A 21,393-nucleotide genomic window follows, 5' to 3' on the forward strand; every position below is an offset into this window, starting at 1 on the left:
ACACCGTTTGGCAGGTGAACGCGCCAACCTCAGTGTCGGTCCTCACCGGAGCGGGTGTGTCCACCGATTCCGGCATTCCCGACTATCGGGGGCCTCAAGGCGTGTGGACGAAGAACCCGCGCGCCGAGGCCGACGCGACGATCGACCGCTACCTCGCCGATCCCGAGGTCAGGCGGGCCGCCTGGCAGGCCCGGCTGCATTCGCCCGCCTGGCAGGCCGAGCCCAACGCCGCCCATCTGGCGCTGGTCGAGCTGGAGCGAGCCGGGCTGCTGCGCGCGCTCATCACCCAGAACATCGACGAGCTGCACCAGCGCGCCGGGTCGTCGCCGGAGAAGGTCATCGAGCTGCACGGCACCATGCGCCGCGCCGAGTGCCTGTCCTGCGACCTGATCACGCCCATGGAGGAGGTGCTGGCCAGGGTCGCCGCGGGCGAGGACGACCCGCCGTGCCCGCGCTGCGGCGGCATCCAGAATGCCAACACGATCTCGTTCGGGCAGTCGCTGAGGCCGGAGGTGCTGACCGCGGCGCTCGACGCGGCCCGCTCGTGCGAGCTGTTCCTGGCGGTGGGCACGTCGCTGACCGTGCACCCGGCCGCCGGGCTATGCGGCGAGGCGCTCGACGCGGGCGCCCGGCTGGTGATCGTGAACGCCCAGCCGACCCCCTACGACCCTTACGCCGATCGGGTCGTCAACGAGCCGATCGGCCAGGCACTACCCGCGCTCGTCAAGGAGTTGATCGATGCGGCAAGGTGACACCGTCGCCATCGTCTCGCCGTCCGGACCGCCCAATCCCGAGCTGCTGCGCCGCGGCGTCCAGCGGCTGGAGAGCCTCGGGCTGAAGGTGGTGACCGGGGCGCACGCGCTCGACCGGCAGAACCTCGAGTACCTGGCGGGCGAGGACGCCGCCCGGGCGGCCGACCTCCAGGACGCCTGGTGCGACCCGGCCGTCTCCGGCGTCTTCTGCTGCCGTGGCGGCTACGGCGCGGCCCGGCTGCTCGACCTGCTCGACTGGGACGCGATGCGGGCCGCGGGGCCGAAGGTGCTGCTCGGGTCGAGCGACATCACGGCGCTGCACAACGCGTTCGGCATCGAGCTGGGCGTGCCGACGCTGCATGGGCCGATGGCCGCCTGCGACGTGATCGCGGGGGATGAGGCCGGTCCCGAGCCGCGCACGTGGGAGAGCCTGCGCGAGGCGCTGTTCGAGACGGGCGCGCCGGTGCCGGTCACCGGTGACCGGGTGCTGGCGCCCGGCCGGGCGGAGGGCGAGGTGCGCGGGGGTAACCTGTCGTTGCTCGCCTCCATGTGCGGCACGAGGTGGCAGCCGTCGTTCGACGGTTGCATCGCGTTCCTCGAGGACATCGGCGAGGAGCCCTATCGCGTCGACCGGATGCTCACCCAGCTTCTGCAGGCGGGCGTCTTCGACGGCGTACGAGGTGTCGCGCTGGGCTCGTGGGTGGGCTGCGGAGATCCGTACCCGGTGCTGGAAGACCGGCTGCGCCCGCTGGGGGTGCCCATCGTGGCCGGTTTGCCGGTGGGACACGGGACACCCCAGATGAGCGTGTGGCTTGGGGCACTTGGTGTTATCGATACCGAATCGTGTTCGCTGACTGGCTCGACGGGGGTCTGGGACCAGGCAAGGTAGAGGGACAAATCCGGCAGAAAGGGACACAGCACGTGAATGGGTTCGAACGTGACCGCGAGCCCTCGGGCCGTACGGTCGAGGACGTCGATCTCGATTCGCTGCTGGCGCTCGTCGCGGAGTCCCTCGGATACTCCTTCTCGTTCTCCGGCGACGGCTCCCGCCTCACCCTCACCAGCGCGGCGGGGCCGGACGCCGGGCTGGTCGTCAAGCTGACCGGGCTGCGGCGCGAGGCCGCGCGGCGGGCCAGGGAGGACTGGCCGGTGCTGGTTTCCGAGCATCTCGCGCACGCCGTCGCCACCGTCGGCGAGCGCGTGGACGTGTGCGACCTGGAGCAGGCCGGGCCGCTGCTGCGGATCAGGGTCGAGTCGGTGGACGAGGTGCCCGACCTCACCCGCGTCGTCGGCCGCCACCTCAACGCCGACCTGGTCGAGCTGCTCACCGTGGGCGCGCGGCTGGTCCGCCCCGAGGAGTCGGGCTGCTGGCCGGTCTCCGGCGGGCAGGCGCTCGACCGGGCGGTGGCCAACGTCCGCAGGCACGGCTCGCTGACCACCGAGCACATCGAGCTGTCCGGCACCCCGGTCATCCGGCTGACCGCCGAGAGCCCGTCGGCCGCCGTCCACCTGCGCTGGCTGGACGAGCACGTGGCCGTGCCCGGCGACGGGGTGCTCGTGGTGCTGCCCGACCCGTACACGCTGCTCGTGCACCCGGTGGACGGCATCGGCGTGGTACGCGCGCTCGAACGGCTGCGCGTGCACGCCGTGCGCACCGACGGGCTCAGCCCCCAGGTCTACTGGTGGCACGACGGGCGGCTGACGCTGATCAGGGCCGACATCGTCGCCCAGGACGGGCAGACCAGGCTCGTCGTGGCGCCGCCGCCCGAGTTCGCGCGCGTCCTGGCCCGCCTCGCGGTCTGACCCTCGCCGTTCGCGGGCGTCTCGCCTCGCCGTCGGAGGCCCGCTGCGTGTGCCCGCCTCGCCGCCTGACCCTCGCCGTCTGATCTCGCGCTCAGCGGGTGCGGCCGACGTAGTCGCGCAGGTGGACGGCCGTCAGCGAGGTGCCGGTGGCGACCAGCTCGCCCGGCGTGCCGGTGAAGACCACCTGACCGCCGTCGTGACCGGCGCCGGGGCCGAGGTCGATGATCCAGTCGGCGTGCGCCATGACGGCCTGGTGGTGCTCGATCACGATGACCGTGTTGCCGTCGTCCACCAGGCGGTCGAGCAGCGACAGGAGCTGATCGACGTCGGCGAGGTGCAGGCCGGTGGTGGGCTCGTCCAGGACGTACGTGGTGCCGGTCTTCGCCATGTTGATGGCCAGCTTGAGCCGCTGCCGCTCGCCGCCCGAGAGCGTCGTGAGCGGCTGCCCGAGCCCGAGGTAGCCGAGGCCGACGGCCATCAGCCGGTCGAGGATGACGCCCGCCTGCCCGTCGGGGAAGAACTCCCTGGCCTCGGCCACCGGCATCTCCAGCACCTCGCTGATGTTCTTGCCGCGCAGCCGGTACGTCAGCACCTCGGGCGTGAACCGCTTGCCCTCGCACTGCTCGCACACCGAGGCCACCCCGGCCATCATCGCGAGGTCGGTGTAGATGAGGCCGATGCCCTTGCAGGCCGGGCAGGCGCCTTCGGAGTTGGCGCTGAACAGGCCCGGCTTGACGCCGTTGGCCTTGGCGAACGCCGTACGGATCGGGTCGAGCACGCCGGTGTAGGTGGCCGGGTTGCTGCGGCGCGAGCCGCGGATCGGCGACTGGTCGGCCACGACCACGCCCTCGCGGCCCGCCACGTACCCGTGGATCAGCGAGCTCTTGCCCGAGCCCGCCACTCCGGTGACCACGGTGAGCACCCCGAGCGGGATGTCCACGCTCACGTCGCGCAGGTTGTGCGAGGTGGCGTTCCTGATCGGGAGCCGCCCGGTGGGCTTGCGCACCTCCTCGCGCAGGCTCACCCGGTGGTCGAGGTAGCGGCCGGTGAGCGTGCCGGAGGCGCGCAGGCCCGCCAGGTCGCCCTGGTAGCAGATCTCGCCGCCGGCGGTGCCCGCGCCGGGGCCGAGGTCCACCACGTGGTCGGCGATCGCGATCAGCTCGGGCTTGTGCTCGACGACGAGCACCGTGTTGCCCTTGTCGCGCAGCCGCAGCAGCAGGGTGTTCATGCGCTGGATGTCGTGCGGGTGCAGCCCCGCGGTCGGCTCGTCGAAGACGTACGTGACGTCGGTGAGGCTGGAGTTGAGATGGCGGACCATCTTGACCCGCTGGGCCTCGCCGCCCGACAGCGTGGCGGACTCGCGGTCGAGGCTGAGGTAGCCGAGGCCGATGCCGACCAGGGAGTCGAGCGTGGACAGCAGCCCCTCGAGCACCGGGCCGACCGACGGGTCGTCGATGCCGCGGATGAACGCCGCCAGGTCGTCGATCTGCATGGCCGCGCATTCGGCGATGCTCCTGCCCTGGACGCGGGCCGAGCGCGCGGCCTCGTTGAGCCGGCTGCCGCCGCACGAGGGGCAGGTCGCGAGCTTGATCGCCCGGTCGGCGAACGCGCGTGCCGCCGGCTGCATCGACTCGCGGTCCTTGCCCAGGTACGACTTGCGCACCTTGAGCACGAGCCCCTCGTAGGTGAAGTTGCCCGCGCTGTACTTGAGCTTGACCGCGGGCTTGTGGAGCAGGTCCTGCCACTGCTGCTCGGTGAAGTCCTTCAGCTTCACGCCCGGATCGAACAGGCCGGAGCCCGCCACGACCTGCCACTGCCAGCTCCCGACCGCGAAGCCCGGGATCTTGATGGCGCCGTCGTCCAGCGACAGCTCCCGGTCCACCAGCGCGTCCACGTCGATCTCCGACGCCTTGCCGAGGCCCTCGCACTCGGGGCACATGCCCTCGGCCCGGTTGAAGCTGAAGGCGTAGGCGGGGCCGACGTAGGGGCGGCCGATGCGGCTGAACAGGATGCGCAGCATCGTGTGGGCGTCGGTCACGGTGCCGACGGTGGAGCGCGGGTTGGCGCCCAGGCGCTCCTGGTCCACGATGATCGCCGCACTGAGGTTGTGCAGCGCGTCGACGTCGGGACGGCTGAGGCTCGGCATGAACGACTGGATGAACGCGGTGTAGGTCTCGTCGATCAGCCGGCGCGACTCGGCGGCGATCGTGTCGAAGACGAGCGAGGACTTGCCGGAGCCGGACACCCCGGTGAACACGGTGAGCCGCCGCTTGGGGACGTCGAGGGAGACGCCCTTGAGGTTGTTCTCCCTGGCGCCGCGGACCTGGATGTGGTCGTGGCTGTCCGCCAGAGCGTGATGAGCGTGATCGGTGCTTGCCTCGGGGCTGGTGAGCACGGGATCCTTCCGTCGTCGGCCGAATTGTTTATGCTGTAAGGAGATACGGCCGGGACAGCGTACACCGGCTTCGCGATGATTGTGTCGCGAGGCTCTGACAGAAATGAGGAGTCATGACGATGGAGGACGTCCGGGAGCGCGCCGCCCGGCCCGAGGACCTTAGCCGTTTCGTCGTCGAGCGGCTCAACGCGGGTGACGTCGAGGGGCTGGTGGCGCTGTACGAGCCGGACGCGGTGCTGGCGCTGCCGGACGGCGGGGTCGCCAGGGGGACCGACGAGATCCGCCGGGCGTACGCGGCCCTGGTCGCCGACCGGCCGGTCTTCACCGCGGGGAAGCAGCAGCCCACGCTGGTCAGCGGCGACCTGGCGCTCACCTCCGTACGCCTGCCCGGCGGCGGCGTCACCGTCGAGGTGGCCCGCCGCCAGGAGGACGGCACGTGGCTGTGGGTGATCGACCAGCCGAGCCTGCCGATCTAGGCCGGGCGTCCCGCCAGGCCGAGAGCGGGCCGGCCTGGCGGTGGTGCAGCGCGATCACGGGGACTTCGTGCAGGCTGCCGGAGCACAGGAACCGCGTCACGCGGGGAAGCGCGGGTTGCCGGGGATGCGGAAGTCCACCGGGGCGCGCTCCCCTCACGAGCCGCGCAGGAGTGAGAAGTGCGACGGGCTGTGCGCTTGAGGGTGGCTCACGGGGGGATGGTCGGCGGGCCCATGCGGCGCAGCGTCAGGATCGCGATGTCGTCTCGGGCGTCGGAGCCCGTGAACGCCCGCAGATCCGCGCCCAGCGCGCGGGCGAGCGGCACCGGCGGCTGCGGCGCCCACTGCCGCAGCCGCTGCTCCAGCGGGTAGAAGGCGCCGCGCGGGTCGCGAGCATCGGTCACCCCGTCGGTGCACAGCAGCAGCGTCGCGCCCAGCGGGAACGGGAACCGTGCGGAGCGGCGCGGCTCCGGCCACAGCGACGCGAGCCCCAGCGGCAGGGCGGGCTCGCCCAGGTTCACCTGGTACGCCGTGCCGTTGAACATCACGAACGGGGCGATGTGGCCGCAGTTGACCGCCTCCACGTCCGTGTCTCCGGCGATGTCCAGCACGAGGGCCGTGACCAGCCGCTCGGGCTCGCCCGTCATGGCGGCGAACACGTTCTGCCGCACCACCGTCGTCTCCAGGGCCGTCACCACGCCGGTCAGCGTGTGCTCGCGGTAGGCGGCCTCGCGGAACGAGCCCAGCACGGCCAGCGCCATGCCGATCGCGGGCAGGCCCTTGCCCTGGACGTCCGCGATCAGCACCCGCGTGCCGTGCCGGGACACCGCCACGTCGTACATGTCGCCGCCGACCAGGGCGTCCTCCTCCACCGGGTGGTAGAGGCCGTCCACGGCGACCTCCGCTGTACGGAGGGGGAGCGGGCGCACGATGAGCCGCTGCAGCGCCGAGGCCGCCGAGCGCAGCCGGTGCACCTCCTCCTCCCGGCACACCCGGTACCGGCAGCTCAGCACGCTCACCACGCCGAACACCGTCGTGAACGAGGCCGCGAGCAGCAGGTCGTCGACCTCCGCACCCAGGAAGAAGCCGATGCCGACCTCCACCAGCACCACCCACACCGAGGCGGCGATCGTCTGCTTGACGTCGCCGAGACCCGAGACGATGGCGGGGAGGAAGATCAGCAACGGGTACAGCCGGATGGCCGTGCCCGTGGTCAGGTCGAGCGCGAGCACGACGGCCGTGACGACGAGCAGCCCCGCCACGAACAACGGCGTCCACAGGTAGCGACCGCCGCCGGACCCGCCGCTCGACCTGCCGCCCGGCCACCTCGCCGGCCCGCCACCGCCCGACCAGCCGCCCGCAGCGCCACCGGCCCGGCGTCCCCCGCCCGGCTCGGCGCCCCGGCGCCCTCCGCCCCGATCGGCACCCCCGCGTCCTGCCGCCTGGTTACCGGCTCTACGCCCGCCGGCGCGGTCGGCTCGCCTCCTGCTGGTCCCGCTGCTCGGCTCGGCGCCCGCTCCGCTGTCGGCTCGGTCGGCTCGCCCGCTGCTCGGCTCGGCGCCGGCTCCGCTGTCGGTGTGGTCGGCTCGCCTCCTGCTGGTCCCGCTGCTCGGCTCGGCGCCCGCTCCGCTGTCGGCTCGGTCGGCTCGCCTGCCGTTCGCCGCATCGCCCGGCTCGTGGCCCACTCCGCCGCCGGCCCGGTGGGCGCGCTTGCCGTTCGCATCGCCGCGCGGCTCGCTGTGTGGCCCGCCGTCCGAAAGGGCCGTATCCCCTGGACGGCCGATCGGGACGTTCGCATGGCCATCCGGGGGAACGCTCGCATGGCCGTCGGCCGGGCCGCTCGCATGCCCATCCGTGGAAACGCTCGCGTGGCCGCCAGCCGGGCCGTCCGCGTGGTCGTAGGCCGGGGCGGACGCCTGGGCGTCCGCTGGGCCGCCCTCGTGGCCCTCGGCCGGAGCCGCGATGTGGCCGTTCGCCGGAGCGGCCGCCTGGCCGTCACTCGGACCGGTTGCGTGGCCGTCGTTGGCCGGGCCTTCGGCGGCCGGTCCCTTCCCGCGCCCCCGTCGCGCGTCTTCCGTCACTGTCTCCCGCACCCCCATGTCACCTTCTATCAGGCCGTTTCGCCTATCCGGCCCGCGGCGCGCGTCCTTGACCCCACCTTGCCCCGGCAAGTAAATGAGAATCTTTCGCGCGGACGTATTCACGCGTTTATCCGAGCGGCCGGATAAGTAGTCGCGCGCCGCTCGTAAGCGTTTTCAAAGGCGAGAAAACGACGGCCCCGAGAGGCCGCCGTTGATGCGTTTTCGGCTCGATTCAGGTGCTGGGTGGATACGGAGCGTTGACTCTGTGTGCGGGAAGGATAGGCCCGTCGGCTACGGAAAGTAAACAGTCGCGTCCCTTTTATGGGGGTTTGCTGGAGTTGCTAGGTAAATGTGGTAAAGGCGGGAGAGGGTGGCCTCGATTCTTGTTTTTCTTTTCCTCGCCAAACGCATTGACAGAAATAAATGATCTTGTAAGCATCTGAGTTGAGACGCGGTGCGGCGGCGAATTCTTGTCAGGAAAGGGAGCGGTCCATATGGACATCGAGCACGACTGGACCCTGCTGCCGGCCGTGGTCGTCCGCAGCGCCGGGTTTCCATGGGAACTGGTGCTGTCACTCGCCTACCTCAGGGCGGCGGAGGCGGCCGCGGTCGTCGTACACCTGGAGCGCAAGGCACTCGACCTGCTCGCCGACGCTCCCGCCGCCGACCCGCGCCCGGCCGGCACAGCCAACGGCCGGGCGGGCACGGGTCCGAGCACGGACACGGGGACGGGACGGCCGTCGCGCGGGCTGCGGGGGCGCCTGCGCGATCTGCGGCCGCTGCCGTCGGGGGCCGTCGTGTCCGGGGCCGGCGACGCGGGCAACTGGGTGCTCGCCTGGAACGAGGTCACCGGCCTCCTGGAGCGTGCCAGGCTCACGCTCACCGCGCTCGTCGGCGGGGACGCCGCTCTCACCAGGGGCGCCGTGGCGGAGCTGACCGCCGACGAACGCTTCCTCGACGCTCTCGTGTGCTCCGCGCCCGGCCTCTACCGCGACCTGCGACACGGCGCCAAGGGCGGCAGGACCCGCCGCGAGCTCGCCGCCCACCTGCAGCGGCTGACCACCTCGTGCGAGACCGACGGCTGCTACGGGCCGCTCAATTACGGCACCGTACGGCCAGGCCCCTCCGGCCACACCTGGCAGGGGCACCGCGTGTACGCCGAGCGGCTGGCCTACCCGGCCGGCCGGGTGAACGAGGCGCTGCAGCAGCGCATCCTGGCCGATCCCACGCTGGTGGCCGGGCTGGTGCCGCGCCGCAGGACCCTGGTGGGCGAGGTACGCGACGGTGCGGCCTTCACCGGTCACTGCGACGGCCGCCGCACGCTCGCCGAGATCGCCGCCGAGACCGGCATCGGCATGGAACGCGCCGCGGCGGCACTGACCGTGGCCGTACGGCGCGGGCTGCTCACCCACGACCTGTGCCCGCCCGCCGGTGCGTGCGACCCGCTCGCCTGGCTGCGCGACCGCCTGACCGCCCGCGGCGTCCCGATCCACGAGGGCGACGACCCCACCCCGGGCCTGCCGGGGCCGGGCGGGCCCGCACCGCACCGGGGGAGCGTCCAGCCGATCGCTCCCTGTGAGTGCCGGCTGCCGCCGCACCCCGCGCACGCGGGCTTCCCTCCTCCCGGCGGCACCGGGCTCCGGCCCGCCGCCGAGCGCGACGACCTCACCGGGCACGGGGGCTCTGGTGCGGCCGGGGGCGCGCTCAACGGCGGGCCGGGGTCCGGGCGGTCCGGGTCCGGTTCCGATGGCAAGCCGGGCAACGGCTCCGTTGGCAAGCCGGGCAACGGCTCCGTTGGCAAGCCGGGCAACGGCTCCGTTGGCAAGCCGGGCAACGGCTCCGTTGGCGCGCCAGGAAGCGGGAGCGGGTCCGCGAACGGTCTCGCGGGCGAGCCGGGGTCCGGGCTCGGGAGCGGGTCCGGCAGGCGGTCCGGGGCCGGGGCGGGGGAGAAGGGCGTCCCCGGTGAGCGACCGGTGGGGCAGTCCACCGGAGCTCCGGGCCGGGGGCAGGTGGGGGCGTCGGGGACGTCCGGACGGGGGTTCGTGGCTCCCGCGGGCGTGCCCGTGCAGCGCGGGCTGAGCGGCGCCGGCCAGGCGTCCGGGTCCGAGCTGCCGGTGGGGCGGCGGGTCGGGGAGATCAGCGAGTTGCTCGCGAGGTATCCCGCCGCCTCACCCGACGTGAAGCTGGCCGTGCAGCGGCGGATCGAGGCGCTGGCCGGACTCGGCGGGCACCGCGACGACCAGGCGGTGGTGCACGAGGCCGCCGCGGGCACGCTGCGGGTCGGCATCGGCGACGCGCTCGCCGCCGACCTGCGGGAACGTGTGCCGAGGGTGCTCGACCTGCTGGCCGAGGAGGCCGAGCTGACCCGGCTGCGCACCAACCGGCTGCTGGCGGGACGGCTCGGGCCCGGCACGTACGCGCTGGCCGACGCCCTGCGCATGACCGGCGACCTGGAGATCGACCACGGCGACCGGCTGTCCGCCCGCATCGCGGAGCTCGTCCGCGCGGCCCCTCCGGGCGCCACCGTGCTGAACCTCGCGGGCCTGCTCGACGAACCCGCCCCGCCGGCCGCGCCCGTGCTGTGCTCGGCGGATGTGATGGTGGCCGCGCCGGAGCTGGAGGCGTACGAGCCGGGCGTCACCCCGCTGGTCCTGACCGGCCTGCACGACGGGGTGCTGCTCACGCCGTGGGCGCTGCAGTTCCACGACGAGAGCGACGCCTGCCTCGCCGAGCGCGACGAGCAGGTGCGGCGGGCGCTGGCCGGGTTCACGGTGCTGAACGTCGTCTCCAGGCCCGAGCACGGCGTGCCCCGGCCCGACCTGCCAGGGCCTGTGCTGGAGCTCAACGGGGGGACCGCCGACCCCGGCCGCCGCAGGATCGGCCTCGACGAGCTGTACGTGCACAGCGACGGCCGCCGCGCCGTCCTGCACGCCAAGGGCTTCGAGGAGCCGCTGCTGTTCAACGACGGCGAGCACGACACCGCGCTGCACACGGCGCTCGCGCTGCCGAGGCTCCGGCTGCCCCGCTTCCACGACCTGCCCCGCATGCCCAGGCTGACCTGGGACAACGTCGTGCTGGCCGGGCGGCGCCGGCATCTCGAGGCGGACGCGTTCGAGGCGCTCGGACAGGCGGGCGGCGACGGCGACCTGCTGGTGAGCATGGCCCGGCTGCGGGAGACGTACGAGCTGCCCGTCGTGTTCTACGCCGCCACCGCCCGCGAGCGCATCTACGTCGACACCCGCTCGCCCGCCCTGCTCGAAGGGCTCGCCCGGCTCGCCGCCGGAGGCGAGGGCATCACGGTGAGCGAGGTGCTGCCGGGGCCCGAAGGGTGCTGGCTGCGCGACGGGGAGCACCGGTTCGCGGCCGAGCTGCGCTGCGTCTACCTGCGCCCGGCCGGCCCGAGCCGCCGCGAGGAGACCGGCCCGGCCGTCCGGGCACCGGTCTCGAAGCCCGCCGCCCGCCTGTTCGGCCGGTCCGCGGTCCACCCCTACCCGTGGCCCGGCGAGACCACCCGCTACAGCCGGTGACCCCGCCTTTCTCGCGGACGGCGGACGGCGGACGGCGCGGGGGTGCGGGACGGAAGGCACCATAGAGAGGTGACACCGAGCACCACGAAGGTGGCCGAGCTTGCCGAACTCGTCGCCAAGGGCGGGGTGGCCGTGCTCAGCGGGGCGGGGCTGTCCACCGAGTCCGGCATCCCCGACTACCGGGGGCCGACAGGGCGGTCCAGGCGGGCCGAGCCGATGACGTACCAGAAGTTCGTCGGCAGCGCGCAGGCCCGGCAGCGCTACTGGGCGCGCAGCCACGTCGGTTGGCGGCACATCGGCTCGGCCCGCCCCAACGCCGGGCATCGCGCCGTGGCCGAGCTGGAGCGGCGCGGCCTGCTGGCCGGGATCGTCACCCAGAACGTCGACGGCCTGCACCAGGCGGCCGGTGCGCGGGAGGTGATCGAGCTGCACGGCGGGCTCGACCGCGTGGTCTGCCTGGCGTGCCGCGAGCGCACCCCGCGCACCGAGCTGGAGCGCCGCCTCAACGAGGCGAACCCCGGCTGGGAGGCGGGCGGCGCGATCAACCCCGACGGCGACGCCGTGCTCACCGACGAGCAGATCGCCGGGTTCAAGGTCGTCGACTGCGAGGGCTGCGGCGGCGTGCTCAAGCCTGACGTGGTGTTCTTCGGCGAGAACGTGCCGAAACCGCGGGTGGAGCAGTGCTTCGCGGTGGTCGAGCGGGCGAGGACGCTGCTCGTGCTCGGGTCGTCGCTGGCGATCAGGTCGGGGCTGCGCTTCGTCACCAGGGCGGCCGAGCTCGGCATCCCCATCGCGATCGTCAACCAGGGCCCCACCGGCGGCGACGGCGACGCCTCGCTCACCCTCGACGCCCCGCTCGGGCCGACGCTGACCGACCTCACCGCCCGGCTCGGGGCACAATAGGGCCCATGCCTCCTCGCATGTGTCCCTGCGGCCTGCCCGCCTCCTACCACGACTGCTGCGGCAGGCTGCACCGGGGCGAGGCCACGGCCACCACCGCCGAGCAGCTCATGCGCTCCCGCTTCAGCGCCTTCAGCGTGGGTGACGAGGCGTACCTGCTGCGCACCTGGCACCCGTCCGACCGGCCGCGGCGGCTCGGGCTCGACAAGCGCGTCACGTGGGTGCGCCTCGAGGTGCTGGAGACCAGCGGGGGCAGCGTCGTGCACACCGAGGGCACCGTCCGCTTCCGCGCCCACTACACCGAGCGTGGGCGGCCCGGGCACATGGAGGAGCACAGCCGCTTCGTCCGCCTCGACGGCCGCTGGGTCTACGCGGGCGTCGTCTGACCCCGCCGCGCCCGGCCCCATCGCCCCCCGGACGCGCCCGCCCGCGACCCGCCGCCCGGGCCGCCCGCCGGACCCTACGCCGACTCGCGGATGATCAGTTCGGTGGGCAGGACCACCGGCTCGACGTGCTCGGCGCCGTCGATGAGGGCGAGCAGCAGGCGTACGGTCTCCTTCGCCGTCTCCGCAAGCGGCTGGCGGATCGTGGTCAGCGGCGGGTGCGTCGAGACCGCCACCGAGGAGTCGTCGAAGCCGCCCACCGCGACGTCGTCGGGCACCCGCCGCCCGGCCGCGCGCAGCGCCGCGAGCGCGCCCGCCGCCATCAGGTCGGAGGCCACGAACACCGCGTCGATGTCGGGGGTGCGCTCCAGCAGCTCCTTCATGGCCCGCTCGCCGCTCGCCTGGGTCCAGTCGCCGTGGGCGATGAGCCGCTTGGTGGCCCTGCGGCCCAGCACGTCGGCGAAGCCCTCCAGACGCTGGATGCCGCCCGGCGTGTCCATCGGCCCGGTGATCATCGCGATGCGCTTGCGGCCGAGCCGCACGAAGTATTCGGTCATCTGGCGGGCGCCGAGCCGGTCGTCGGCGGCGGCGTACGGGATGACGGTCTCGCGGCCGATGACCGGGCCGCACGAGACCGCGGGCGGGCCGTCCTTCAGCGCGTCGAGCAGCGGGTCGCCGGCGTGCGTCGAGACCAGCAGCACCCCGTCGGCGTGGCCGCCGCGCACGTAGCGGACCACGCGCTCGCGGTCGCCCTCGTTCCCGGCCAGCATCATCACCAGCGACAGGTCGCGCTCGGCCAGCATGCGGATGGCGACCCGGATGAGCGTGCTGTAGTTGGGGTCCTCGAACAGCTTCTCGTGCGGCTCGGACAGCACCATGACGACCGACCCCGTACGCTGCGTGACCAGGCTGCGCGCGGCCCTGTTGACGACGTAGCCGGTCTCGGAGATCGCCCTTTCGATGGCCACGCGCGCCGCCGGGCTCACGTATTTGTCCCCGTTGAGCAGGCGGGAGACCGTTCCACGGGAGACCCCCGCGGCGGCGGCGACGTCGTGGATCGTAGGGCGTTTCATTTCACGGCTCCGGAGGACAGGTCGGTCTTCCAGTATCGCTGCATGGTGAGGAAGAGCGCGATCAACGGCAGGATCGACAGGAACGCGCCCGTGAGGATCAGGTTGTACAGGGAGGGCTGGTTCGCGCCGGCCGCGAGCAGCGTGTACAGGCCCACCGTGAGCGGGAATTTGCCGTCGTCGCCGAGCATGATGAACGGCAGCAGGAAGTTGTTCCAGATCGCTACGAACTGGAACAGGAAGATCGTCACCATGCCGGGCACCATCAGCGGCAGCGCCACCCGCCGCATCAGCAGCCACTCGCTCGCCCCGTCGATGCGGCCCGCCTCCAGCAGCGAGTCCGGCACGGCCGCGGTGGCGTAGACGCGGGCCAGGTAGATGCCGTACGGGTTGAGGATCTGCGGCAGCAGCACCGCCCAGTGGCTGTCGGCCAGCCCGACCTTCGAGAACAGCAGATACTGCGGCACCGCCAGCACCACCGACGGCACGAGGATGCCGCCGATCAGCAGGTTGAAGATCGCGCTGCGGCCGGGGAAGCGGTACTTCGCCAGCGCGTACCCGGAGACGGCCGAGACGGCGGTGGACAGCAGCGAGCCGCCGCCCGCGTAGATGAGCGTGTTGAGCGCCCACAGCCAGAACACGCCGTCGCGGTAGGCGAACAGCTCGGCCACGTTGGCGAAGAAGCCGGTGCCGAAGGAGAGCGTGGCGGTGCTGAACAGCTCGGCGGGCGACTTGGTCGCCGCGATCAGCACCCACACCACGGGGAACAGGCAGTAGATCGCGCCGATCAGCAGCAGCGCCGTCGGCACCAGGCCGGTCATGCCGGCGGCGCGGGGCCGGCGGTGCGCGGCGGTGGCGGCCGCGGTGGTGAGCGTGGTCATCGGCCCTCTCCGAAGGCGCGGTCGCGGACGATGCGCAGGAACCCGAAGGACAGCACGAGCGCGATCGCCGCGATGACGATCGAGGTGGCGGCGGCCGAGTACAGGTCGCCGGTGACGAACGCGTCGCGGTAGACCTTCATCAGCGGGCTCCACGTGGAGCTGATCGTGTTGGTCAGCGGACGCAGCGCGGTGGGCTCGGTGAACACCTGGACCGTCGCGATGATCGAGAACACCGTGGTCAGAATGATCGCCGGGGCCAGCATGGGGATCTTGACGCGGAGCGCGATCTGCAGCTCGGAGGCGCCGTCGAGGCGGGCGGCCTCGTACAGGTCGCGGGGGATCGCGCGCAGCGCGGTGTAGAGCGCCAGCATGTTGAAGCCGGTGCCGCCCCACACCGCCACGTTCGCCATCGAGTACGTGACCGTGGTGGCGCTCAGGAAGTCCACGTCCAGCACCTGGCGGATGGGGCTGAGCGAGGGCAGGTAGAGAAAGCCCCACAGCAGCGTGGCGGCCACGCCCGGCACCGCGTACGGCAGGAAGATCGCGATCCTGGAGAAGCGGGCGAGCCGCACCCGCGCCGTGTCGAGCAGCAGCGCGAACAGCAGCGCCAGCCCCAGCATCACGACCAGCACCAGCGTGCCGTAGCCGAGCACGCGCAGCCATCCGGCCCACAGCTCGGCGTCGCCGAGCGCGGCGGCGAAGTTGCCGAACCCGGCGAACACCTCCTTGCGCGCGCCCTTGCCGAGGCCGAGCCCGGACACCTGGGTGCGGTGCAGCGCCAGATAGACGGTGTAGCCGATGGGCACCGCGAGGAAGAGCGTGAACAGCACGATCGCGGGGGCCAGGAACAGGTACGGCCACGGCCCCCGCTCGGGCCGGCTCATCGAGGGACGCTTCATGACGCGAGCTGGAAGCCGGCCTTGCGCATGTCGGCGACCGTGGCCTCCTGCATGCCGCGCACCGCGTCGGAGAACGGGGTGCCGTTCTGCAGCGCCTTGCCGAAGCCGTCCCTGAACGCGTTGTACGCCACGCCCACGTTGGGCCCGAAGGTGAAGCCGCGCGCTCCCTTCGAGACCTCGGCGGCCTGCTGCCAGAAGTCGGCCTGGCCGGAGAAGTACTCGGGTGCCTCGCCGAGCGCCGACTGCGCCTTGGTGGCCGCCGGGTAGATCGCGGCCTCCTTGACCAGCAGGTCGATGGCCTGCGGGTCGGTGTTGAGCCAGGTGGCGAAGCGGGTGGCGGCCGCCTTGTGCGGCGACTTGGCCGCCACGGCGGTGGACGAGCCGCCCCAGAAACCGCTGTAGCTCTCACCCGCGTTCCACTGCGGCAGCGGCGCGACCGCCCACTTGCCCTTGCCCTTGGGGGCGTTGCTGGACAGCACGCCCGGCGCCCACACGGCCGACGGCCAGGTGAGCAGCTTGCCGTCGTTGAGCGCCTTGTTCCACTCGGGGGTGAAGTACGGCATGTCGTCGATGACGCCCTCCTTCACCAGGCCGCCCCAGTAGTCGGCGACCTTGACGGTGGCCTCGTCGGCGATGTTCACCTTCCACGACTCGCCGCTGATCGACCACCACTGGGCGCCCGCCTGCTGCGCCAGACCTGTGAACGCTCCCGGATCGTTGCTGGAGAAGGTGCCCAGGTACACCTTGGAGTCCTTCTTCCTGACCGTGCGCGCCGCCTCGGCGTACTCCTGCCAGGTCTTCGGGACGTCGATGCCGTACTTGTCGAAGAGGTCCTTGCGGTAGAAGAGCATCATCGGGCCGCTGTCCTGCGGGATGCCGTAGACGCCCTCGGTGCCCAGCGTCACCAGGCCCCACAGCCCGTCGGTGAACTCGCCCTTGATCGCGGCGGTCTCGGCCTTGATGTCGGCCACCGCGTCGGCCGCGATGAACGACGGCAGGTGCTGGTACTCGGCCTGCACCAGGTCGGGAGGGTTGCCGGCCTTCGCCGCCGTGAGGAACTTGGCCGCCGCGTCGTCGCCGCCGGCCTGCTTGCTGACCGTCACCTGGATGTCCGGGTTGGCCTTGTTCCAGACCTCGACGATCTTGTCCATGTTGGGGGCCCACGTCCAGTACGTGAGCTTGACGGGCCCCTGGGCGGCGGTCGCCGGGCTCTGCGCCGCCTCGGGCGCTTCGGCGGGTTCGCCGGACGCGCAGCTCGCGAGTGTGGCCGTGAGCGCGACGGCCAGTGCTGCTCCAAGGCGGTGGGCGCGCATGCGTACCTCCAGAAGGTTCTGTGAACGTGCACAGAGTGAAACAGCCCACATTCGAGCGTCAAGGGTTGTTACGTTCTCGTTGCGCGCCTGGAGAAAGTAGGTCCGGGCGGTGACTGTTCTTCCCCGGGCGGATCGGCTTTACTGTGCACGTTCACAGAAAGATGGTGCGGGGGGACGGATGTATCCGGAGCGACCGGCCGGGATCGCCTTCGGCGGCGACTACAACCCGGAGCAGTGGCCGCGCGAGGTGCTGGAAGAGGACGTCGAGCTCATGCGCGAGGCCGGGGTCAACCTGGTGAGCCTGGGCATGTTCTCGTGGGCGCTGATGGAGCCCGAGGAGGGGCGTTTCGACTTCGGCTGGCTCGACGAGATCCTCGACCGGCTGCACGCGGCCGGGGTGGCGGTCGACCTCGCCACGCCCACCGCCGCGCCGCCCGCCTGGTTCGTCGCCCGCCACCCCGACGTGCTGCCGGTCAACAGGGAGGGCGTGCGGATCGGGTTCGGCGGTCGGCAGAGCGCCTGCTCCAGCGCGCCCGCGTTCCGCGCGGCCACCGCCCGGCTGGTGCGCGCGCTGGCCGGGCACTACCGCGACCACCCCGCCGTGGTCATGTGGCACGTGCACAACGAGTACGGCGCCCCGCTCGGCGAGTGCTACTGCGAGCACAGCGTGGCCGCCTGGCGAGAGTGGCTGCGGCACACCTACCGCGACATCTCCGCGCTCAACGACGCCTGGGGCACCACGTTCTGGGGACAGACCTACACCGACTGGTCGCAGATCGACGCCCCGCGCGCCAACCACACGGCGGTCAATCCGGCCCAGCGGCTCGACTACGCCCGCTTCAGCGACGGCGAGCACCGCGCGCACTACGCGCTGCAGCGCGACATCCTGCGCGAGGCGACCCCGCACCTGCCGGTCACCACGAACTTCGCCGGCACGGTCAACTGCAAGTCGACGGACCTGTGGCAGTGGGCCCGCGAGCTGGACGTCGTCGCCAACGACCACTACCTGCAGGCCGAGCGGCCCGACAACCACATCGACCTCGCCATGTCGGCCGACCTCGCCCGCTCGGTGGCCGGCGGCGAGCCGTGGATGCTCATGGAGCACTCGGCGGGCGCGGTCAACTGGCAGCCGCGCAACCTCGCCAAGCGGCCGGGGGAGATGCGCCGCAACAGCCTCGCGCACGTCGCGCGCGGCTCGGACAGCGTGCTGTTCTTCCAGTTCAGGGCCTCGCGCTTCGGCGCGGAGAAGTTCCACTCCGGGATGGTGCCGCACGCCGGGACCGACTCCGAGCAGTGGCGGGAGATCGTGCGGCTGGGCGCGGACCTCAGGCGGCTGGCCGGGGTGCGCGGCAGCCGGGTGCGGGCCGAGGTGGCGCTGGTGTGGGACTGGGAGTCGTACTGGGCGCTGGAGCTCGACTGGCGGCCGTCGGTGGACCTGACGTTCCGCGAGCGGATGGACGCCTTCTACGAGGCGCTGTGGCGCGAGCACGTGACGGTGGACTTCGTCCACCCCTCCGCCGACCTGTCGCGGTACCGGCTGGTGGTGGCGCCCAGCTCGTACCTGCTGACCGAGGCGTCCGCCAAGAACCTCCACCGGTACGTCGAGTCCGGCGGGAACCTCCTCGTGTCCTACTTCTCCGGCATCGTGGACGAGCACGACACCATCCACCCCGGCGCCCACCCCGGCGCGCTGCGCGAGCTGCTCGGCCTGTCGATCGAGGAGTTCCACCCGCTGCGCGAGCACGAGACGGTGGCGCTCACCGCGGACGGTGAGGCCCGCATCTGGTCGGAACGGGTCCGCCTGGCCGGCGCCACCGCCGTGCGCGGCTTCGCCACCGGCCCCGACGCGGGGCACCCCGCCTTCACCCGTCACGACCTCGGCGCCGGCACCGCCTGGTACCTCGCCACCGCGCCCGTCACCGGCCTGCCCGGCCTGCTCGGCCAGGTGCTCGACCACGCCGGGGTGACCAGGCCGCGCGGCCTGCCCGACACCCTCGAACTCGTGCGCAGAGGCCGCCACCTGTTCCTGATCAACCACGGCGACCAGGCCGTGACGGTCGAGGGGGTGAGCGGCGTGAGCGTGTTCGACGGCGTGCGGCACGACGGGCCGGTCACCGTCGCGGCCGGGGCGGTCACGGTCATCGAGGAAACCCCCGACCCTAGGAGAGCGCCATGAGAGGCATCCTCACCGCACTGCTGTTATTCGCCGCCCTTCTCATCGCCCCACCGGCTCAGGCGCGGCAGGCCGCCACCCTCGCGATCAGAGGCGCGGACGTCTCCAGCCTGGCCAAGTCGGAGGCGCTCGGCGGCGTCTACCGCGACGCGAACGGCACCACCGGCGACGCCCTGCGCATCCTGGCGCAGAACGGGGTCAACTCCATCAGGCTCAAGGTCTGGGTGAACCCGGCCGACGGCTACAACACCAAGACGCAGGTCCTCGCGGTCGCCAGGCGCGCCAAGGCGCTCGGCATGAGCCTGCTCGTCGACTTCCACTACTCCGACAGCTGGGCCGACCCCGGCAAGCAGACCAAGCCCGCCGCCTGGCAGTCGCTGCCGTTCGACCGGCTCAAGCAGGCCGTCTACGACCACACCTACGACGTGCTCGACGCCCTGCGCCGCCAGGGCACCACCGCCGACCTCGTGCAGGTCGGCAACGAGATCAACGGCGGCCTGCTGTGGCCCGACGGCGCCAACTCCACCTGGCCGAACACGGCCGCGCTGCTGAACGCCGGCGACGACGCCGTCAAGGCGGTCTCCCCGAGCACCAGGGTCGTGCTGCACCTGGCCGACGGCGGTGACAACGGGCTGTATCGGTGGTGGTTCGACAACGCCGCATCCCACGGCATCCGCTACGACGTGATCGGGCTGTCGTACTACCCGTACTGGCACGGCACGCTGGAGACCTTCCAGGCCAACATCAACGACGTGGCCGCCCGGTACGGCAAGCCGGTGCTGGTCGCCGAGACCGCCTACCCGTTCACCACCGGCGACGCCGACGGCTGGCCCAACATCATCACCGGCGCCGAGCCGTACCCCGGCTACCGCGCCACGCCGCAGGGCCAGTCGGCGATGCTGGCCAAGGTCGCCGACATCGTCCGCGCCGTCCCGGACGGCCGCGGCCTCGGCCTCTACAGCTGGGAGGCCACCTGGACCGCCGTGCCCGGCAACGGCTGGGACCCGGCGGACCCGTCGTCCGGCAACGCCTGGGAGAACCAGGCGCTGTTCGGCTACGACGGCCGCGCGCTGCCCGCGCTCGCGGTGCTCGGCAGCGTCTGATCTCTCAGGGTCTGAGGGCCCGAGCCGGGCGGGGGATGACGCGCCGAGATGGGCATGATGAAGCGCATGACGATCTCAGCAGACGAGCTGCTCACCACGACCCGCAGCGTCCGCAAGCGCCTCGACCTCACCCGCCCGGTCCCCTTGGAGCTGGTCAAGGAGTGCCTGGACATCGCGCTCCAGGCGCCGTCCGGCAGCAACGTGCAGAACTGGCACTGGGTGGTGGTCACCGACCCGGACAAGCGCAAGGCCATCGGCGGCTACTACGAGCGCGCGTGGCGCCGCTACCGCGAGTCGGCGGCGTCGGCAGGGCGGCTGTTCGCCGACGACCCCGACAGGGCCGCCGTCCAGCAGCGGGTCTCGGAAAGCGCCGCCTACCTCGCCGAGCACATGGGCGAGGTGCCGGTGCTGGTGATCGGCTGCCTGACCGTGCCGGCCCTGCCCGAGGGCAACCAGGCCGGGCTGTGGGGCTCGCTGCTGCCCGCCGCCTGGAGCTACATGCTCGCCGCCCGCGCCCGCGGCCTGGGCACCGCGTGGACGTCGCTGCACCTGGCGTACGAGCACGAGATCGCCGAGCTGCTCGGCATCCCGGGCGACGTGCGCCAGGGGGTGCTCATCCCGACCGCCTACTACACGGGCGAGACGTTCGGGCGGGCCAAGCGGCAGCCGCTGGACACGGTGCTGCACATCGACCAGTGGTGACCTTTCACCGCAAATCCCGATATTTCAAGATTCGCTGCTCGATGCCGGGCTTCTCGACTTAGGATCTTCGCCAGACCCCTGATCCAGAGGAGCCGACAGTGCCCGAGAGTGAGCAGGAGAGCGCGCCCAGCGGGATCGACACGAGCAAGCCCAGCGTCGCCCGCGTCTACGACTACATGCTCGGCGGCAAGGACAACTACGAGGTCGACCGGCAGGTGGCCGCCGCCGCTCTGAAGATCGCGCCGGACGCGCCGCAGGCGGCGATGGCCAACCGGGAGTTCCTGCGGCGCACCGTCCGCTACCTGGCGGGCGAGGCAGGACTGCGGCAGTTCCTGGACATCGGCTCGGGGCTGCCCACGCAGGGCAACGTGCACGAGGTGGCCCAGTCCGTACGCCCCGGCGCCCACGTCGTCTACGTCGACCACGACCCGATCGTGCTCGCCCACGGCCGCGCGCTGCTGGCCGTGGACGAGACCACCACGTTCGTCGACGCCGACGCCCGCGAGGCCGAGAAGGTCATGGACGACCCGAGGACGCGGGCCCTCATCGACTTCTCCGAGCCGGTCGGGCTGCTGCTCTTCGGCATCCTGCACCACCTCAGGGACGAGGACGACCCGAAGGGCGTCGCCGCCCGCTACATCGGCAGGCTCGCGCCGGGCAGCCACGTGGTGATCTCCCACTTCCACAACCCGGGCCCGGCCCTGCCCGAGGTGTCCGAGCAGGCGGCCACCGCGGAGCGGCTGTTCAACGAGCACCTCGGCACCGGCCGCTGGCGCACCCGGGAGGAGATCCTGGCCTACTTCGAGGGCCTCGAACTGCTGGAGCCCGGCCTGGTGCCGCTGCCCGAGTGGCGGCCGGAGACCGGTGACCACCAGGCGGCGCCGGGGATCACGTACCACACCTTCGTGGGCGGCGTGGCACGCAAGCCCTGATCCCCG

17 protein-coding genes are annotated in these 21,393 nt (G+C 72.3%); 11 read left to right on the forward strand and 6 right to left on the reverse strand.

What is annotated here, in order from left to right; genetic code table 11:
- The first annotated feature begins 14 nt into the window (after positions 1–14).
- Genes WBK31_RS08845 through WBK31_RS08855 form a run of 3 tightly spaced genes read left to right on the forward strand, consistent with a single transcriptional unit; the run spans position 15 to position 2,555 of the window.
- Positions 15–752: an NAD-dependent deacetylase gene (locus WBK31_RS08845; RefSeq protein ID WP_378790099.1), complete on the forward strand. Its 738-nt coding sequence runs from the start codon at positions 15–17 to the stop codon at positions 750–752.
- On the forward strand, positions 739–1,641 hold the full coding sequence (locus tag WBK31_RS08850) for an LD-carboxypeptidase (protein ID WP_378790098.1): 903 nt from the start codon (positions 739–741) through the stop codon (positions 1,639–1,641). Before WBK31_RS08845 ends, WBK31_RS08850 begins: the two co-directional genes overlap by 14 nt.
- 32 nt (positions 1,642–1,673) lie before the next feature.
- Entirely contained in the window at positions 1,674–2,555 is an 882-nt protein-coding gene (locus WBK31_RS08855) for a hypothetical protein (protein WP_364065639.1), read from the forward strand.
- Between the two features lie 91 nt (positions 2,556–2,646).
- Here the strand turns inward: WBK31_RS08855 and WBK31_RS08860 are convergent, their stop codons facing one another.
- Positions 2,647–4,950, reverse strand: coding sequence for an ATP-binding cassette domain-containing protein (locus tag WBK31_RS08860; RefSeq protein WP_406674600.1), 2,304 nt, complete (start codon positions 4,948–4,950; stop codon positions 2,647–2,649).
- A 113-nt stretch (positions 4,951–5,063) separates the two neighbouring features.
- On the opposite strand from WBK31_RS08860, the gene WBK31_RS08865 reads away from it, so the two are divergent.
- The gene (locus WBK31_RS08865) at positions 5,064–5,426 is read left to right on the forward strand and encodes a YybH family protein (protein WP_378790096.1); all 363 of its coding nucleotides are present in this window, start codon (positions 5,064–5,066) and stop codon (positions 5,424–5,426) included.
- Between the two features lie 206 nt (positions 5,427–5,632).
- On the opposite strand, the gene WBK31_RS08870 is transcribed toward WBK31_RS08865, so the two are convergent.
- Positions 5,633–6,685 (reverse strand): PP2C family protein-serine/threonine phosphatase, encoded by a 1,053-nt coding sequence (locus WBK31_RS08870; protein WP_364065630.1) that lies wholly within the window; start codon positions 6,683–6,685, stop codon positions 5,633–5,635.
- 1,313 nt (positions 6,686–7,998) lie between these two features.
- Here WBK31_RS08870 and WBK31_RS08875 point away from each other — a divergent pair.
- From WBK31_RS08875 to WBK31_RS08885, 3 genes are all read left to right on the forward strand, one after another.
- A complete protein-coding gene (locus WBK31_RS08875) occupies positions 7,999–11,031 on the forward strand; it encodes a hypothetical protein (RefSeq protein ID WP_406674601.1) in 3,033 nt (1,010 codons plus the stop codon).
- 69 nt (positions 11,032–11,100) lie between these two features.
- Positions 11,101–11,934 (forward strand): NAD-dependent protein deacetylase, encoded by an 834-nt coding sequence (locus WBK31_RS08880; protein WP_364065624.1) that lies wholly within the window; start codon positions 11,101–11,103, stop codon positions 11,932–11,934.
- A gap of 5 nt (positions 11,935–11,939) precedes the next feature.
- A complete protein-coding gene (locus WBK31_RS08885) occupies positions 11,940–12,317 on the forward strand; it encodes a YchJ family metal-binding protein (RefSeq protein ID WP_364065621.1) in 378 nt (125 codons plus the stop codon).
- A 74-nt stretch (positions 12,318–12,391) separates the two neighbouring features.
- Here WBK31_RS08885 and WBK31_RS08890 read toward each other — a convergent pair whose 3' ends face one another.
- Genes WBK31_RS08890 through WBK31_RS08905 form a run of 4 tightly spaced genes read right to left on the reverse strand, consistent with a single transcriptional unit; the run spans position 12,392 to position 16,477 of the window.
- A complete protein-coding gene (locus WBK31_RS08890; RefSeq protein ID WP_364065618.1) occupies positions 12,392–13,387 on the reverse strand; it encodes a LacI family DNA-binding transcriptional regulator in 996 nt (331 codons plus the stop codon).
- Entirely contained in the window at positions 13,384–14,265 is an 882-nt protein-coding gene (locus WBK31_RS08895; protein WP_364065615.1) for a carbohydrate ABC transporter permease, read from the reverse strand. The genes WBK31_RS08890 and WBK31_RS08895 overlap by 4 nt, the downstream gene beginning before the upstream one ends.
- A complete protein-coding gene (locus tag WBK31_RS08900; protein ID WP_406674602.1) occupies positions 14,262–15,164 on the reverse strand; it encodes a carbohydrate ABC transporter permease in 903 nt (300 codons plus the stop codon). Before WBK31_RS08900 ends, WBK31_RS08895 begins: the two co-directional genes overlap by 4 nt.
- A complete protein-coding gene (locus WBK31_RS08905; protein WP_364065609.1) occupies positions 15,161–16,477 on the reverse strand; it encodes a sugar ABC transporter substrate-binding protein in 1,317 nt (438 codons plus the stop codon). The genes WBK31_RS08900 and WBK31_RS08905 overlap by 4 nt, the downstream gene beginning before the upstream one ends.
- A 178-nt stretch (positions 16,478–16,655) precedes the next feature.
- Here WBK31_RS08905 and WBK31_RS08910 point away from each other — a divergent pair, with 178 nt between their 5' ends.
- The 4 genes from WBK31_RS08910 to WBK31_RS08925 all read left to right on the forward strand — a co-directional run bounded on the left by WBK31_RS08910 (position 16,656) and on the right by WBK31_RS08925 (position 21,387).
- Positions 16,656–18,653 carry a beta-galactosidase gene (locus WBK31_RS08910; protein WP_364065606.1) on the forward strand — a complete coding sequence of 666 codons (1,998 nt, stop codon included), beginning with the start codon at positions 16,656–16,658 and terminating at the stop codon, positions 18,651–18,653.
- Positions 18,650–19,753, forward strand: a complete 1,104-nt coding sequence (locus tag WBK31_RS08915) for an arabinogalactan endo-beta-1,4-galactanase (RefSeq protein WP_406674603.1) — start codon at positions 18,650–18,652, stop codon at positions 19,751–19,753. The genes WBK31_RS08910 and WBK31_RS08915 overlap by 4 nt, the downstream gene beginning before the upstream one ends.
- 66 nt (positions 19,754–19,819) lie before the next feature.
- Positions 19,820–20,455, forward strand: coding sequence for a nitroreductase family protein (locus WBK31_RS08920; protein ID WP_364065601.1), 636 nt, complete (start codon positions 19,820–19,822; stop codon positions 20,453–20,455).
- A 98-nt stretch (positions 20,456–20,553) separates the two neighbouring features.
- Complete coding sequence (locus WBK31_RS08925) at positions 20,554–21,387, forward strand: SAM-dependent methyltransferase (protein WP_378790094.1); 834 nt, start codon at positions 20,554–20,556, stop codon at positions 21,385–21,387.
- Positions 21,388–21,393: the final 6 nt, after the last annotated feature.

It is taken from the genome of Nonomuraea sp. N2-4H (assembly GCF_045291505.1).
GTDB classification, from domain to species: Bacteria; Actinomycetota; Actinomycetes; order Streptosporangiales; family Streptosporangiaceae; genus Nonomuraea; species Nonomuraea fastidiosa.